The following is a 16066-nucleotide window of genomic DNA, read 5'->3' on the forward strand; positions in this document are numbered from 1 at the left end:
GACCGGTTGCATTTCAATGACGGGGGCCCGAGATCGGCCGTTACCAGCCTTCTTCGGTGACAATCTTGTCCTTTTTCGCCCCGAGTTCGAGCAGCGCGTCCCGTACATCGTCGACGAATCCCTGGGGGCCGCAGATGTAGAACGTCCTGTCGAAGTCAGCCAGATGCTTCTCAAGGAAGGATTTGTCCACCTTTTCCTCTTCGACGCTGGTATTTTCTTCGTCCGTGACGGTGAAAAACGTCTTCAGGCCCGCCATCTTCTCCCACTTGCGACGCAGGATGATGTCGTTCTCGGTCTCGTTGGTGAAGATGAGCGTACAATCCATATCGCCCATCGCATCGTGTTTTTCGAGAATCGGGATAAACGGCGTGATACCCGCACCCGCCGCGATGAAGACGCCCGCGCCGTGATCTGTGATCGCGCCGAACGGCTCCTCGATCTCCACCGTATCGCCCGGTACCAGACCCGCCAGCTGTTCCGTAACGCCGTCGTGGTCGAAATAGCTCTTGATGACAAACGTGAGGTGGTCATCGTCGGGCAAGGACGTGAACGTGAACGGCCGTCCCTCGTCTTTCCACCCCTCCTTGAGAATGGTCAGTTCGGTTGCCTGACCGGGCTTGAACGACAACCCTTCGGGCTTGTCGAAAACGTACTGGTGGACGTCCGGTGTCAGCTGCTTTTTCGACTGAAGTGTCAGTGTGTAACTCATGTTGATCTCCTTTGCGGGATCAACACCGGAACACGCTAGCCGTTCCCGCTGTCGAGCATCCTGACTTCTCTCTGCGGGAAGGGGATCGAGATTCCGGCCTCCTGGAACGCATCCCAAAGCGCGAGGTACACATTGCCCCTGATATTCGTCAGGCCGCCCGTGGGATCCCTGATCCAGAACCTCAGGATATAATCCACGCTACTGTCGCCAAAGCCTACGATATGACACACGGGCGGCTTGTTGGTCAGCACGCGGGGCACCTTGCTGGCCGCCTCGATGGCGAGCTTGCGCACCTTGTGCGGGTCGTCCTGATAGGCGGTGCCGAAATAGATATCGAGGCGCACGAATTCGTTGGAGTGCGACCAATTGACCACCTGCCCCGTAATCAGGTCCTCGTTGGGGATCAGGTACTCTTTTCCGTCCCGCGTCACCACCGACGCATAGCGCGCGCCCAGTGTCTGGATCCAGCCGAATGTCTCTCCAAGGCTGATGACGTCGCCGGGTTTGATCGACTTGTCGAGAAGGATGATCACACCGGACACAAGGTTCGATACGACCTTTTGCAGGCCGAAGCCCAGACCGACACCGATGGCCCCGGACAGAACGGCCAGACCGGTCAGATCGATGCCGACCGCGTTGATGCCGATGTAGAATGCAAACCCGTACATGAAGAGCTGGACACCCTTCACCGCAAGCACCTGCATCGAGGGGCTGATGTCTTCGTTGCGGCGGATCGTGCTGGCCGTGGCCTGACTGGCGACACGGGCGAGCGTGACCAGAATGCCGATCACCACCACGGCGGTAATCAGCGTCAGGATGGAGAGCCTGAAGTCGCCCAGTTCCAGCGCCACACGGTCGAGGAAGGCCGCGACATCGTCAGCAACGTTCAGGAAATAAAGCGTCGCGTAGATCCACAGTGCCCAGGTGACGATGCGCCGAAGCGGCCTGTTGCGCACCAGCTGCGCTGCAAAGGCGATACCGACCCAGACCAGCGAAAGCGACGCGGCGATCCCGATCAGATAGGACCGCGAAGGCCATGTGAGGTTCTGCATCGCAAGATACACACCCCACGCCAGAAGCGAAAACCACATCAATCCAAGACGGCGTTTGATCTGGACGATGATCCGCAGTTGCCACTTGGCCCATCCCTCGCGGCTGCGCACCCAGCTTTGCAGCGCGTTGCCGCTGCCGCGGTGCAGGACCCACGCGGCCCCGACCAGAACCAGCACGATGATGACCTGGTTCTGGCGCCAGCCCGGTTCGATCACGCCCGACAGAAACGCAAGGGCGTTGGACCAAAGCGCCTGAAGGGTCACAAGAAATTCGGCGAAAGGGTCGACGGATTCTTCCATGTAGGCTCCTTTTCGCGGAATCGTGGCACGATGCGCAATGCCCCGCAAGCGCCATTGCCCCAGCGCGCGCAACACTGTATCTTGCGCGCATGACGAAGGTTTTCGATCAGACAGATCGCGCGCGCCTGCGCGAACGCTTTTTCGGCGCCACGCACACCGTGCTGGCCCGACTAAAGGGCTGAGCCGCGCATTCCGCGCGACACCAACCCTTTGCCACCACACATCACATCCAAGGGAGAGGACCGACATGTCCCCCAAGACGCTCTACGACAAGATCTGGGATGCCCATCTCGCGCATGAGGCCGACGACGGTACATGCCTTCTTTATATCGACCGCCATCTCGTTCACGAGGTGACCAGCCCGCAGGCTTTCGAGGGTCTGCGCATGGCAGGCCGGACCGTGCGCGCGCCAGACAAGACGATCGCCGTACCGGATCACAACGTCCCCACGACCCCGGGCCGTGACGACCCCAAGAACATGACCGAGGACAGCGCGATCCAGGTCGCAGCGCTCGATACGAACGCCAAGGAGTTCGGGATCCACTACTATCCCGTTTCGGATGTGCGTCAGGGGATCGTGCATATCGTCGGACCCGAGCAGGGCTGGACCCTTCCCGGCATGACGGTGGTCTGCGGCGACAGCCACACCGCGACCCACGGCGCCTTCGGCGCGCTGGCACACGGGATCGGCACGTCCGAGGTCGAGCATGTGCTCGCCACCCAGACGCTGATCCAGAAGAAATCAAAGAACATGAAGGTCGAGATCACGGGCAAGCTTGCGCCCGGCGTGACCGCCAAGGATATCGTTCTGACGATCATCGGCGAAACCGGCACCGCGGGCGGCACCGGCTACGTCATCGAATACTGCGGCGAAGCGATCCGCGACCTGTCGATGGAAGGCCGGATGACGATCTGCAACATGGCGATCGAGGGCGGCGCGCGCGCGGGTCTGATTGCGCCCGACGAGAAAACCTTCGAGTACTGCAAGGGCCGCCCCCATGCGCCCAAAGGCGCACAGTGGGAAGCTGCCCTCGACTGGTGGAAGACGCTCTATTCCGACGACGATGCCGCATGGGACAAGGTCCTGACAATCCGCGGCGAAGACATCGCGCCGACCGTCACCTGGGGCACCTCGCCCGAGGACGTCCTGCCGATCACCGCTTCGGTTCCATCCGCCGAGAGTTTTGCGGGCGGCAAGGTCGGTGCTGCGCAACGCGCGCTCGACTACATGGGGCTGAAGGCGGGCACGCCGCTGCGGGATGTCGAGATCGATACGGTGTTCATCGGTTCCTGCACCAACGGCCGCATCGAGGACCTGCGCGCCGCTGCCGCGATCCTCAAAGGCCGGAAGATCAAGGAAGGCATGCGCGCCATGGTCGTCCCCGGATCGGGTCTGGTGCGGGCACAGGCAGAAGAAGAAGGCCTTGCCGACATCTTCAAGGAGGCCGGTTTCGAATGGCGCCTTGCGGGCTGTTCGATGTGCCTTGCCATGAACCCCGACCAGTTGTCGCCCGGCGAACGCTGTGCGGCCACGTCGAACCGTAATTTCGAGGGCCGTCAGGGCCGGGGCGGACGCACCCACCTGATGAGCCCCGCGATGGCGGCGGCAGCGGCGGTCACCGGCAAGCTGACGGATGTGCGCGAGTTGATGTAAGCGGAAGCTCCTCGCTACGCTGCGCGCGCTCCTCGCGAGGAGCGGCCGCAGGCCAGCGAGGAGCCCCGCGTCAAACGCCGTATCCTCCAGCGATGCGGCGAACCCCAGACAGGAGTTCATTAGATGGACAAGTTCACCACTCTCAGCGGCATCGCCGCCCCCATGCCCCTGATCAACATCGACACGGACATGATAATTCCCAAGCAGTTTCTGAAGACCATCAAGCGATCTGGTCTCGGCGTGAACCTCTTCGACGAGATGCGTTACGACGACGATGGCAATGAAATCCCCGATTTCGTCCTGAACCAGCCGGCCTATCGCGACGCGCAGGTCCTGATCGCCGGGGACAATTTCGGCTGCGGCTCTTCGCGTGAGCACGCCCCGTGGGCCATCGCAGATTTCGGCATCCGTTGCATCATTGCGCCCAGCTTTGCCGACATCTTCTACAGCAACTGCTTCAAGAACGGCATCCTGCCAATCGTGCTTCCTCCCGAACAGGTGGATGCCTTGATGAAAGACGCCGAAAAAGGCGCCAACGCGCGGATCGAGATCGATCTCGAAAAGCAGGAGGTCACCTCCTCGGATGGCGAAGTCTACAGCTTCGAGGTGGACGCCTTCAAAAAGCACTGCCTGCTGAACGGCCTCGATGACATCGGCCTGACGATGGAAAAAGCCGCCTCGATCGACACCTTCGAAGCTGCCGCCGCACAGGCGCGCCCCTGGGTATAACGCCCGTCAGAGCCGCACCAGAGCCCGGGGTCACACCCGGGCTTTTTACTTTTACGGGCAGGTTTGGGGCGGCTGCACAGTGGCGCCCATAGGCATCACACCCCACATCAATCGGTTGACGACGCAACTTGAAGCCTGCGCGTTAGTGCGCACGCAAACTTTGCACACAACATCTTGGGCAATATCGGGTTCGCCCAACTTTTGCCCCCGTAATGATGCAACTTCGCACCACCTTCACCCTCAAATGGCCCCGCATTGCGTGTCACGAAACGTATCAGGCTTGAGAACCGGGAGAAAAGAAGGCAGCATTATGACAATAATGAGGCAGGCCTTCCAGATCCGGGGGCATCAAGTTGGAACAAGTGCGCGGCATTGTATCGCGGCTGGCCGATTTGAAGGGATATAGTTTTGATTGCACGCATGACAGCCGCGATTCTTCGCGGTCTTTTGGTCGCTTTGTTGATCGTGACCCCAGCACTGATGTTGCCGGGGATCGCGAACGACTCGACCCAGATCGTGATCCTTGTGGCCCTGCTGGCCGCAGTGTTGACCTTCGTGGAATACAACTCCGTCTTTCCCAGCATTGTCGAGTTCCGGGATGCCTCACCGTTCAACCGCCTGCGGTTCGGCGCGCTGTTCTTCACCGTCTTCCTCATCAGCGCGATCCTGAAAGGGATGGACCAGCCGACCAACCTGACGCTCATGCTGACCAATTTCGGCACGTTGATCGGCAACACGATCGACTTCCCGTATTCGCCTGTCCGCATGATGGTCCTGATGCTGCCCGAAGACGCGCCTGAACAGACCGTCCAGTTCGTGCGAACGGCGTCCGGGCTGGCCTATGTGATCTCGCTCGTGGCGATGACGCTGTTCCTGATCCTCGTGCGCATCCTCAATTGGCCCGCACGGTCGGGCGCCTTCAATGTCTGGGTGAACCTTCCGCTCTTTGATCCCACCGCCGGCGGGGATGTGCTGGAGCGTCTCCAGCGCGACGCCCGCGTCAACATCTCGCTCGGGTTCCTGCTGCCGTTCCTCGTGCCTGCCGTGGTCAAGATGGCGGCGGATCTGCTAGAACCGATCACACTGGCGAACCCGCAAACCCTTATCTGGACAATTGCAGCATGGGCGTTCCTACCGGCAAGCATCATCATGCGCGGCATTGCCATGGGCAAGATCGCGGACATGATCGAGGAGAAGCGCAAACGCGCCTACGCAAGCGTGGACGAGGACGTGTTGCAGCCCGCCTGAGTGCCGCCCTCCTGATCACGCTTGGGTTCGGCCCTGCGACGGCCGAGCCCCTGCGGATCGCAACCTACAACAGCGAACTTGGACGTGACGGCCCCGGCCTTTTGCTGCGCGATATCCTGAGAGGCTCGGATCCGCAGATCGACGCGACGATCGCCATGCTGATCGCTGTAGAAGCCGACATCATTGCCCTGCAGGGATTCGACCACGATCTGCGCAACACGGCGCTGTCGGCCTTTGCCGACCTGTTGGCCGCGCAAGGGGTCAGGTACGATCACCTTTTCGCGCTTCCCAGCAATGCCGGGAGGGACAGCGGCCTCGATCTCAACGGCAACGGGCGCCTGGGCGACCCCGATGATGCCCACGGCTACGGACGATTCCACGGGGCCGGTGCCATGGCGATCCTGTCGCGCTATCCGGTAGACCGCGAAACCGTGGAGGATTTCACGTCCATGCTCTGGCGCGATCTGCCGGGCAACATCTATCCGCAGCAGGACGGTCGCGCCTTCGGCGGGACAGAGGTCTTCCATGCGCACCGGCTATCGTCGAAAGGGCACTGGATCGTCCCCATCGAGACGCCGCAGGGAAAGGTGTCTGTCTGGACCTTTCACGCGTCCCCGCCTGTGTTTGACGGCCCCGAGGACCGGAACGGTCGGCGCAACCACGACGAGACCGCCTTCTGGCTCTGGCGATTGCAGACGGACCAAACGGCATCCTTCGTCCTGCTGGGCACTGCGAATGTCGACCCCGACCGCGGCGACGGTCGACCGGAGGCGATAGAAAAGCTGCTGTCGCATCCACGCCTGCAGAATCCCTTTCCCGAAACGCCAACCGCGGATTTCACCGATCCGGTGCCCGGCGACCTGCGGGTCGATTACCTGCTTCCCGCAGCTGGCTGGCGGGTTCTGGACCATGGCACTGCGACCGATCCCGCGGCCAGCCGGCACAGCCTTCTCTGGGTGGACATCGAAGCGACCTCTCCTTGACGGTATGGCGCGGTCAGGCTACGCCGAACGCGATTGTTTTCAGGAGAAACCCGCATGGCAAACCCCACACTGTTGATCCTTCCCGGTGACGGCATCGGCCCCGAAGTCATGGCGCAGGTCACCCGCGTCATCGACTGGTTCGGCGCAAAGCGCGACATGCCCTTCGATGTGGAGCATGACCTTGTCGGTGGTGCGGCGTACGACAAGCACGGAACCCCGCTGCACGACGATACGATGGCCAAGGCACTTGCGGCGGACGCCGTGCTGCTGGGCGCTGTGGGCGGGCCGAAATACGACAACCTCGATTTTTCAGTCAAACCCGAACGCGGCCTGCTGCGGCTGCGCAAGGAAATGGACCTGTTTTCCAACCTGCGCCCAGCCCAGTGTTTTGACGCGCTCGCGGATTTCTCGTCGCTGAAGAAAGACGTGGTCGCCGGTCTGGATATCATGATCGTGCGCGAACTCACCTCTGGCGTCTATTTCGGAGAGCCTCGCGGCATTTTCGAAGAAGGCAACGAACGTGTGGGCATCAACACCCAGCGCTATACCGAAAGCGAGATCGAGCGTGTCGCGCGGTCGGCGTTCGAACTGGCGCGCCGTCGTGGGAACAAGGTCTGTTCGATGGAAAAGGCCAACGTCATGGAATCCGGCGTCCTGTGGCGCGAGGTCGTCCAGCGGATCGGCGATTCCGAATACCCGGATGTAGAGCTGAGCCATATGTATGCCGACAACGGTGCCATGCAGCTGGTTCGCGCGCCCAAACAGTTCGATGTGATCGTCACCGACAACCTGTTCGGCGACATCCTCAGCGATTGTGCCGCGATGCTCACAGGCTCTCTGGGGATGCTGCCTTCCGCGTCTCTCGGGGCACCGAATGCGGACGGGCGGCCCAAAGCGCTCTACGAGCCGGTACACGGATCTGCCCCCGACATCGCCGGACAGGGTAAGGCGAACCCGATTGCCTGTATCCTCAGCTTCGCGATGGCGCTGCGCTATTCCTTCGACGCAGGCGATGAAGCGACCCGCCTGGAGCAGGCGATCGAAAAGGTTCTGGCCGATGGCGCACGCACCGCAGACCTGATGGGCGAAGAAGGCGGCACGCCGATCTCGACCGTGGAAATGGGTGACCGGATTCTCGCCGCGCTCGACGCAAGCCTGTAAGAAAAATCGGGCACGAATGCGCGGGTCTGCCTTTTGTCGAGGCAGGCCCGTCTTTTATTGGGCCGCAGCCTGTGCCGGCGTCTTTCTTTATGGGCAGAAGGGGCTAACAAGGCAGCATGACAGATTCCGCCTCACCCGCCCGCGCCACACCGCTTCGCGGCCTTGCCCTCGGGCTCGGGGCGTTCGCGGTCTATGCAACACACGATGTGGCGATCAAGACGCTCGGCGGCGTCTACGCCCCCTTCCAGATCATGTTTTTCGTGGTGCTGTTCAGCTTTCCTTTTGTGTCGCTGATGCTGCTGCGCAGTGATGTACAGGACAATCTGCGACCACGCATGCCGCTTTGGACCGCCGTGCGCACCGCGACAGTTGTTCTGGGCGGCATCTGCGCATTCTACGCCTTCTCGGTGCTGCCGCTGACGGAAACCTACGCAATCCTGTTCACCACGCCCCTGATGATTACGCTGCTGTCCATCCCGATGCTGGGCGAGAAAGTGCGCCTGCACCGTTGGATCGCCGTGCTCATGGGGCTTGCCGGAGTCCTCGTGGTCCTGCGCCCCGGCACGGCCGAGATGGGGCCGGGCCATCTGGCAGGGCTCGTCGCGGCCTTCAGTTCGGCGCTCAGCGGGGTTGTGATGCGCAAGATCGGCGCCGTGGAGCGGCGGGAGGTTCTGTTGCTCTACCCGCTTCTGGCGAACTTCGGCATCATGCTGATCATCCTGCCCTTCGTCTACGTCCCGATGCCGCTGCGCGATCTCGGCCTTGTCCTTCTGATCGCGGTTCTTGCCGTTCTTGCCATGTCCCTGATGATCCGCGCCTATTCACTCGCCGATGCCGCCATCGTGGCGCCCATGCAATACAGCCAGATCATATGGGCTGCACTTTTCGGCTGGATGTTTTTTGGCGAAACATCGGGCATGACCACCTTCATCGGCGCGGGTATCATCATCGCCAGCGGGGTCTACATCGTGCTGCGGGAAACGACCGGCGGCTCGCAGCACCAGCCTGTCCTGAAAACGATGCACCGCCGACCCGAAATGGGCGGTGCCCCACGGGTCGGGCTGGTCCTTCCCGCCCCGCAAGACCCCGTGGGGCGCAATCGGGAATAGCGCCACCATCGCGGCCGAGACTTCACCCACCGCCCGGCATCCGGGAGCCGGCTGGCGAAAAGAAGCGTCTATGTGATTCCAATCGAAGATGGTGACCCCGGCAGGATTCGAACCTGCAACCTGCCCCTTAGGAGGGGGCTGCTCTATCCAGTTGAGCCACGGGGCCACGGTCAGTTCTTTAGCTTGAAAAATATCCGTTGGCCATGCGCAAGAAGGAATCGAAATTCTGGGGCCGGATGGCGAAATGTGGGCGCCTTGCGGCGAGGGCAAAGGGGTACACCGCGCCGAGGGGCGCTCCCCCTCCCGCGTGGCACGCAACATCGTGTCATGCGCATCCGCTTGCGCTTCTCGTGGGCCATGCGGTAGCGTGAAACGAAAGCCCCGGAAGGAAAAAGCCTTTGTCGATCCCCCCAAAGCGGCCCCTCACGCTGCGCGATGTTTCGGAAGCCTGTGGCGTTTCCGAAATGACTGTCAGCCGTGTCCTGCGCAAAAGCGGCGATGTCTCCGAAGCAACGCGCGAAAGGGTTCTCGCGGCCGCGAAAGAACTGGGATACGTGCCGAACCAGATTGCGGGATCGCTTGCCTCGCAGCGCGTTAACCTCGTCGCTGTCATCATTCCGAGCCTTGGAAACATGGTCTTCCCCGAGGTTCTGGCCGGGATCAACGCGGCTTTCGATGACACACCGCTTCAGCCGGTCGTGGGCGTTACCGACTATCTTCCCGAAAAGGAAGAACAGGTATTGTACGAGATGCTGTCGTGGCGCCCCTCCGGCGTGATAATCGCGGGGCTGGAGCATTCCGAACCGACACGCGCGATGCTGACGAATGCCGGCATACCGGTGGTCGAGATCATGGACACCGACGGCAATCCGATTGACGCGATGGTGGGTATTTCGCACCGTCAGGCAGGGCGCGACATGGCCCGCGCGATCCTGCGCGAAGGATACGAGCGGATCGGTTTTCTGGGCACCAAGATGCCGCTCGACCACCGTGCACGCAAACGGTTTGAGGGTTTCACCGAAGCGCTGGCGAAGGAAGGGATCGAGATCGAGGATCGCGATTTCTACCAGGGGGGCTCGGCGCTGCTGAAGGGGCGCGAGATGACCCAGGCGATGCTCGAACGGTCACCTGAGCTCGACTTTCTCTATTATTCCAACGACATGATCGGCGCTGGCGGGCTTTTGCATCTGCTGGATCAGGGCATAGATATTCCCGGCAAGATCGGGCTGGCAGGGTTCAACGGGGTGGAACTGTTGCAGGGGTTGCCGCGTCAGCTGGCCACGACAGACGCCTGCCGCCGCGAAATCGGGGAAGCGGCGGCACGCATCATCATTGCGGCCTCCGGGCCTTCGCCTGATCCGAATATGGAAAAGATCATCACGATGAAGCCCACGCTCAGCCCCGGAGATACATTGCGCCGCCGCACCCACGGATGACCGGCCCTGCGCTGGAAAACACCAAGGCGCGGCGCGTGTTTCTCGACCGCCATGCCCTGCTGGAGCCCGCACAGGGACCGGCGCAGGGCGACGATCTTCTGGACCTGATCGCGCGTCTGGGGTTCGTGCAGATCGACAGCATCAATACGGTCGCACGTGCCCATGATCTGATCCTGTTCGCGCGGCGCCCACGGTTCCGCAGCGACGATCTCACACGGCTTTACGCGCGCGGCGACACGCTGTTCGAACATTGGACCCACGATGCCGCGGTGATCCCGCAGGCGTTCTATCCGCTGTGGCAGATGCGCCGCCGGCGTGATGCGGCGCGTCTGCGCAAGCAATGGCGCAGTTGGCGCAGGGACGGGTTCGAGGACCAGATGCAAGCCGTGCTGGACCATATCCGCACCGAAGGGGCGTGCGGATCATCCGATGTGGGCCGCGACGAAAAACGCGGCTCGGGCGGATGGTGGGACTGGCATCCGTCAAAGACCGCGCTCGAATATCTTTGGCGCAGCGGCGCGTTGCACGTGGTGGGCCGCGAAGGATTCCAGAAACGCTATGACCTGACCGAACGTGTGCTGGATCCGCAGCTTTGGGCACCCGGCACGGCCCCGACGGAAGCCGAGACAATCGACTGGTGCTGCGCGAACGCGCTCGACAGGCTGGGGTTCGCGACCTCCGGCGAAATCGCGGCGTTCTGGGCTCACGTCAGCGCGGCGGAAGCCAAAGCGTGGTGCGCGAAGGCGCTGGAGCGGGGCCAGATCGAGGCGCTGGATATCGAAGGCGCGGATGGAACGCTGCGCCGCCTCTTCGCGCGCCCCGGTCTGGCGGAGGATCCGGCCACGCAGACGCAGGCAACGGACCGGTTGCGGGTGCTCAGCCCCTTCGATCCCGCCCTGCGCGACCGCAAGCGGGCGAAATGGCTGTTCGGGTTCGATTACCGGATCGAGGTTTTCGTGCCGGAAGCCAAGCGCGCCTACGGCTACTATGTCTTCCCATTGCTACAGGGCGAACGGATCGTCGGGCGGATCGACATGAAAGCCTTTCGCGCCGATGACACCCTGAGGGTCCGCGCGCTCTGGCCCGAGCCGGGTGTGCGCTGGGGCAAGCTCCGCCACAGAGCTCTTGAGGCGGAGCTGAGCCGGATCGTCAAACTTGCCGGTGTGTCGAAGATCGCGTTCGACGACGGCTGGCTGCGGGAGGCCGCGAGCCATCGTTTCTGATCCGTGCCATGCGATCTGAACGGTTCTGTCACCATCGGAACCGGACATTTGATAGGTTTCTGGCAGTTCTTTCCGCCGAACCACTGGCGCAACCGGTGATCTTTATCGCATGCTGGCACCTGTCGATGCATCCAACTGCTGTCCTGCCTCCGCTTCCGACCCGAAAGGTTTTCGCCGATGTCCCAGTTCCCGCGCATTCGTTCCGTCGGCATGGCCGGTTTGCTGGTGCAGTTCGCGGACGCGATGTCCGAACCCGCAAACCGTGCCGCTCTCGCCTTTCGCGCGGCGGTCGACTCACAGGGATGGCCGGAGGTCCGCGAGACATCGACATCCCTTGTTTCGGCTTTCGTCAGCGTCGATCTCGGGGCAACGCCGGTCGAGGCGCTGACCGAAAAGCTGTCGGATCTGCTGGCCTCACGCGATTGGCTTGACGCGCCCTTGCCCGAAGGCCGCACCCTTTGGCGGGTGCCGACGCTTTACGGAACCGATGCGGCCCCGCAACTGGCCGAGGCCGCCGAAGCCGCAGGCCTGTCGCCCGAAGAGGCAGTTGCCGAACTGTCTCAGGCCCGCGTGCGGGTGCTGACCATCGGTTTCGCGCCCGGCCAGCCCTACACCGGCGAACTTGCAGAGCATTGGAACATTCCCCGACAGCAGGCCCTGAGCAAAGCGGTGCCGCAAGGCGCGCTGGTCGTGGCGATCCGCCAGTTGATCGTTTTCACCAATACGACACCGACAGGCTGGCGCCACATCGGGCAGACCGCTTTCCGCACCTTCCGTCCCGACAGCGAGCGGCCCTTCGCCCTCTCGCCGGGGGACGAGATGATTTTCCACAATATCACAGCCACCGAGTTGTCGCGCATCCAGAGCACGGACGCGGACGGTGACGGCGGCGCCCAGCGAGAGGAAATCGCATGAGCCGGACCGTCACACTCGCATCCGCCGGACCGGCGCTGAGCGTACAGGACATGGGGCGGCCGGGGTTTCTGGCACAGGGCCTGACGCGCGGCGGCGCGATGGACACGCTCGCGCTGGCCGAAGGGGCGGCGCTTCTTGGTCAGGATCCCGGTCTCGCCGCGATTGAACTGGGCGGGATGGGCGGCACCTTCACCTTCGGCGAAGACACCCGTATCGCGCTGACAGGCGCGCCGATGCCCGCAAGCTGCGACGGCGAAACACTGGCCTGGTACGCGAGCCACCTGATACCCGCCGGTGCAAAGCTGGTGATCGGCGTCGCGCAGACCGGCAACTACGGCTATCTGCACGTCGGTGGCGGCATCGACGTGGCAGAGCGTATGGGCGCGCGCGCAACCCATCTCAGCGCGGGTCTGGGTGCCTTGCTGGCCGCCGGAGACGAATTGCCCGTCGGGCCCGACAAGGGAACGTCAACCGGCATGACCCTGACGCCGGAGGCGCGGTTCGACGGCGGAACCGTGCGGATCGTGGCGTCGATGCAAACCGATCTCTTCGACGCGCAAACACAGGACCAGTTCACTGCGACAGCGTTCAAACGCGATGCCCGGGCGAACCGGATGGGCGTCCGGCTGGATCACGATGGTCCGGCCATCGCCGCGGCGGGGCAGCTGAATATCCTGTCGGATGTGATCGTGCAGGGCGACATTCAGGTCACCGGTGACGGCGCGCCCTTCGTGCTGATGGCCGATTGCCAGACGACCGGCGGCTACCCCCGTATCGCAACGGTCATCCCCGCCGATCTGCCGCGCATGGCGCAGGCGCCCGCCGGTGCAACGCTCAGGTTCAGCTTTGTCGACATGTCCGAGGCCCGCGCAATTCAGGAACGCGATACCGCTGCCCGTGCCAAGCTGAAGTCCACCCTGCGGCCCTTGCTGCGCGATCCGTCGACGATCCGCGATCTGCTGAGCTACACGTTGATCAGCGGTGTCGTCTCTGCCACCCATGACCCGTACCAATAAGGAGACCTGAGATGCGTGTGGATCTGAATGCCGACATGGGCGAAAGCTTTGGCGCGTGGAAAATGGGCGACGATGCATCGCTGCTGAAAACAGTCACCTCGGCGAATATCGCCTGCGGCGGCCATGCCGGAGACCCTGATGTGATGGCCGCGACGATGCGCATGGCCTCACAGAACGGTGTCGGCATTGGCGCGCATCCCGGCTTCATGGATATCGCGGGCTTCGGGCGAAACCGCATGTCGGTTCCCCGCGCCACGCTCCAGAACCAGATCCGCTATCAGGTGGCGGCAAGCATCGGCATGGCGCGCAGCGTCGGCGCCGAAGTGCGGCACCTGAAACTGCACGGCGCGATTGCCAATATGGCCTCTGAAGACGAGGATCTTGCGCAGGATCTGTTTGAGGCGGCGCTGTCGGTCGCACCCGACCTGATTGTCATGGTTCTGTCGGCCACCGCCCAGCAGCGCGCGGCAGAAAGCCTCGGCTGCACCTGGGCGGGCGAGATTTTCGCCGACCGCGCCTATAACGAAAATGCAACTCTCGTCGATCGCAGTATAGAGGGTGCCGTTATCCACGATCCGGAAATCGCCGGCAAACGCATGGTCGAGATGGTCAAGGCCGGCGCGATCATCACCGACAGCGGCAAACACATCCCCACCGCCGTCGACACGATCTGCCTGCACGGGGACACGCCCACCGCCGTCCAGATCGCGCAACAGGTCCGCAAGGCGCTGGAGGCCGCTGGCATCACCCTGCAAACCTTCAAGGGGCGGACATCCGTCTGACCGCAAACCCCGACTGCAAAGCGGATCAACAGACGAGGATTGCGTTATGAAAACCCGCTCTGCCCCTTCCACGCCCGACAGCGCACCGCCCGCAAAAACACTGGCGGACGGTGAGTGGGTCGAACGCTTTCCGGGCCTGTCCCGGCTGAACGCCGAGATCAAGGCGCAGCTGATCGGGCGCAGCCGCATCATCACCGTGGCAGAGGGTGAAATGGTGTTCGGGCCGGGAAATTCGCCGGAAAACATGCTGTTCCTTTTGTCCGGAACAGTCCGGGTCCAGCAGGTGTCGGACACCGGCCACGAAATTGTCCTCTACCGGATCAATGCGGGCGAAAGCTGTGTGCTGACCACCGCGTGCCTGCTGGCCTATGACGACTACAGCGCCGAAGGCATCGCCGAGACGGATATCGAAGCCGCCGCCGTGCCGCGGGATGTCTTCGACGATCTTGTGGCGCAGTCAAAACCGTTCCGGGATTTCGTGTTTGCGGCCTTCTCCAAGCGTATCACCGATCTGTTCCTGATCATCGACGAAGTGGCGTTCCAGCGGCTGGACGTCCGGCTGGCGGACAAACTGGTCACGCTTTCGGACGACACGGGCCACCTTGCGGCGACACACCAGAAACTATCGGTCGAACTGGGCACCGCGCGCGAAGTGATCTCGCGCCAGTTGCAGGAGTTCCAACGGCGCGGATGGATCGAACAATCGCGCGGAAAGATCCGGCTGCTGGACCGCGTCCAGCTGGAAGCGCTGGCGCGGCAGCACGGCTGATCCCGGAATTGGTGACAATGTCACCGTCAGGCGGGCCGTAGCTGCGCTATACCTCGGCGGAACAGACCGCAATACCCGACCGAGGAGTCGCATCCAGCCATGATCGAAACTGCTTTTACCCCCTTTCAATCGCTCGGCGGTGGCGTGCTGATCGGCCTTTCCGCCGTTCTTCTGATGGCCACGCTGGGCCGGATCATGGGCGCCACCGGCGTTCTGGCGGGCGTCCTGCATCCGAACGGCTGGTCAGACTGGTCATGGCGCACCGCGACCCTGCTGGGCATGGTAAGCGGTCCTCTGGCGATCTATCTCCTTAGCGGCGGAATGCCCGAAATCTCGGTTCCCGTATCGACGCCGATGCTGCTTGTCGGTGGCTTTCTCGTCGGGATCGGCGTGACCTTCGGCGCGGGATGCACCTCGGGCCACGGGGTCTGCGGCATGGCGCGGCTGTCACCGCGATCGATCGCGGCAACGCTGACCTTCATGCTGACAACCGTCATCACCGTCTACCTTGTCCGCCACGTGTTCGGAGCCTGACCCATGCGCATCCTCGTCTCTTACATCATCGGCCTGATCTTCGGCATCGGCATCTCGATCTCGGGAATGGCCAATCCTGCGAAGGTGCTGAACTTCTTCGACATTGCGGGCAGCTGGGACCCCAGCCTTGCCTTCGTCATGGGCGGCGCGCTCGTGACGACTTTCATCGGCTACCGCTTCGTTCTCAAGGGATCCGGCCCGCTGATCGGTGGCGTATTCCACCTGCCCACGCGGCGCGAGCTTGACCTGCCCCTGCTGGGTGGCGCCGCCGTTTTCGGCGTGGGCTGGGGCATAGCGGGGTTCTGCCCGGGCGGTGCGCTGCCCGCGCTCGGCACCGGACGATCCGAAGTTCTGATATTTGTCGTTGCACTGATCGGTGGTATCCTATGCGCAAAATTGCTGCAGGCCACGACAGACAGGCGCAAAACCGCGACCACCTGACCGGT

Annotated in this window: 16 protein-coding genes and 1 tRNA gene; 14 read left to right on the forward strand and 3 right to left on the reverse strand. The window is 62.7% G+C overall.

Annotated features, from left to right (window positions below; translation table 11 throughout):
- Nucleotides 1-40: 40 nt before the first annotated feature.
- Both ABMC89_RS10660 and ABMC89_RS10665 read right to left on the reverse strand, forming a co-directional pair.
- A complete protein-coding gene (locus tag ABMC89_RS10660; RefSeq protein ID WP_349567911.1) occupies nucleotides 41-709 on the reverse strand; it encodes an FAD-binding oxidoreductase in 669 nt (222 codons plus the stop codon).
- Between the two features lie 35 nt (nucleotides 710-744).
- Complete coding sequence (locus ABMC89_RS10665) at nucleotides 745-2061, reverse strand: mechanosensitive ion channel family protein (RefSeq protein ID WP_349567912.1); 1317 nt, start codon at nucleotides 2059-2061, stop codon at nucleotides 745-747.
- Between the two features lie 247 nt (nucleotides 2062-2308).
- Here ABMC89_RS10665 and leuC point away from each other — a divergent pair, with 247 nt between their 5' ends.
- From leuC to ABMC89_RS10695, 6 genes are all read left to right on the forward strand, one after another.
- Nucleotides 2309-3715: a 3-isopropylmalate dehydratase large subunit gene (leuC, locus tag ABMC89_RS10670; RefSeq protein ID WP_349567913.1), complete on the forward strand. Its 1407-nt coding sequence runs from the start codon at nucleotides 2309-2311 to the stop codon at nucleotides 3713-3715.
- A 123-nt stretch (nucleotides 3716-3838) separates the two neighbouring features.
- Complete coding sequence (gene leuD, locus ABMC89_RS10675; protein WP_349567914.1) at nucleotides 3839-4444, forward strand: 3-isopropylmalate dehydratase small subunit; 606 nt, start codon at nucleotides 3839-3841, stop codon at nucleotides 4442-4444.
- 420 nt (nucleotides 4445-4864) lie between these two features.
- Entirely contained in the window at nucleotides 4865-5692 is an 828-nt protein-coding gene (locus ABMC89_RS10680) for an ATP synthase subunit B family protein (RefSeq protein WP_349567915.1), read from the forward strand.
- Nucleotides 5693-5748: 56 nt separating this feature from the next.
- Nucleotides 5749-6675: an endonuclease/exonuclease/phosphatase family protein gene (locus tag ABMC89_RS10685; protein ID WP_349568596.1), complete on the forward strand. Its 927-nt coding sequence runs from the start codon at nucleotides 5749-5751 to the stop codon at nucleotides 6673-6675.
- Between the two features lie 54 nt (nucleotides 6676-6729).
- On the forward strand, nucleotides 6730-7836 hold the full coding sequence (gene leuB / locus ABMC89_RS10690; protein WP_349567916.1) for a 3-isopropylmalate dehydrogenase: 1107 nt from the start codon (nucleotides 6730-6732) through the stop codon (nucleotides 7834-7836).
- A gap of 116 nt (nucleotides 7837-7952) precedes the next feature.
- Nucleotides 7953-8945, forward strand: a complete 993-nt coding sequence (locus tag ABMC89_RS10695) for a DMT family transporter (RefSeq protein ID WP_349567917.1) — start codon at nucleotides 7953-7955, stop codon at nucleotides 8943-8945.
- 89 nt (nucleotides 8946-9034) lie between these two features.
- Here the strand turns inward: ABMC89_RS10695 and ABMC89_RS10700 are convergent.
- Nucleotides 9035-9111: transfer RNA gene (locus ABMC89_RS10700), tRNA-Arg, on the reverse strand.
- A 298-nt stretch (nucleotides 9112-9409) separates the two neighbouring features.
- Between ABMC89_RS10700 and ABMC89_RS10705 the strand changes: the two genes are divergently transcribed.
- From ABMC89_RS10705 to ABMC89_RS10740, 8 genes are all read left to right on the forward strand, one after another.
- Nucleotides 9410-10381, forward strand: a complete 972-nt coding sequence (locus ABMC89_RS10705; RefSeq protein ID WP_439655663.1) for a LacI family DNA-binding transcriptional regulator — start codon at nucleotides 9410-9412, stop codon at nucleotides 10379-10381.
- Complete coding sequence (locus tag ABMC89_RS10710) at nucleotides 10378-11604, forward strand: winged helix-turn-helix domain-containing protein (protein WP_349567919.1); 1227 nt, start codon at nucleotides 10378-10380, stop codon at nucleotides 11602-11604. The genes ABMC89_RS10705 and ABMC89_RS10710 overlap by 4 nt, the downstream gene beginning before the upstream one ends.
- A gap of 177 nt (nucleotides 11605-11781) precedes the next feature.
- Nucleotides 11782-12519 carry a 5-oxoprolinase subunit B family protein gene (locus ABMC89_RS10715; RefSeq protein ID WP_349567920.1) on the forward strand — a complete coding sequence of 246 codons (738 nt, stop codon included), beginning with the start codon at nucleotides 11782-11784 and terminating at the stop codon, nucleotides 12517-12519.
- Nucleotides 12516-13535 carry a 5-oxoprolinase subunit C family protein gene (locus tag ABMC89_RS10720; RefSeq protein ID WP_349567921.1) on the forward strand — a complete coding sequence of 340 codons (1020 nt, stop codon included), beginning with the start codon at nucleotides 12516-12518 and terminating at the stop codon, nucleotides 13533-13535. The genes ABMC89_RS10715 and ABMC89_RS10720 overlap by 4 nt, the downstream gene beginning before the upstream one ends.
- Before the next feature lie 11 nt (nucleotides 13536-13546).
- Entirely contained in the window at nucleotides 13547-14317 is a 771-nt protein-coding gene (locus tag ABMC89_RS10725; RefSeq protein WP_349567922.1) for a LamB/YcsF family protein, read from the forward strand.
- Nucleotides 14318-14363: 46 nt separating this feature from the next.
- Nucleotides 14364-15086, forward strand: a complete 723-nt coding sequence (locus tag ABMC89_RS10730; RefSeq protein ID WP_349567923.1) for a Crp/Fnr family transcriptional regulator — start codon at nucleotides 14364-14366, stop codon at nucleotides 15084-15086.
- Between the two features lie 99 nt (nucleotides 15087-15185).
- Nucleotides 15186-15620: a YeeE/YedE family protein gene (locus ABMC89_RS10735; RefSeq protein WP_349567924.1), complete on the forward strand. Its 435-nt coding sequence runs from the start codon at nucleotides 15186-15188 to the stop codon at nucleotides 15618-15620.
- A 3-nt stretch (nucleotides 15621-15623) separates the two neighbouring features.
- Nucleotides 15624-16061: a DUF6691 family protein gene (locus tag ABMC89_RS10740; RefSeq protein ID WP_349567925.1), complete on the forward strand. Its 438-nt coding sequence runs from the start codon at nucleotides 15624-15626 to the stop codon at nucleotides 16059-16061.
- Nucleotides 16062-16066 lie beyond the last annotated feature (5 nt).

Origin of the sequence: Sulfitobacter sp. HNIBRBA3233 (assembly GCF_040149665.1) — a bacterium.
In the GTDB taxonomy this organism is placed as follows: Bacteria; Pseudomonadota; Alphaproteobacteria; order Rhodobacterales; family Rhodobacteraceae; genus Sulfitobacter; species Sulfitobacter marinivivus.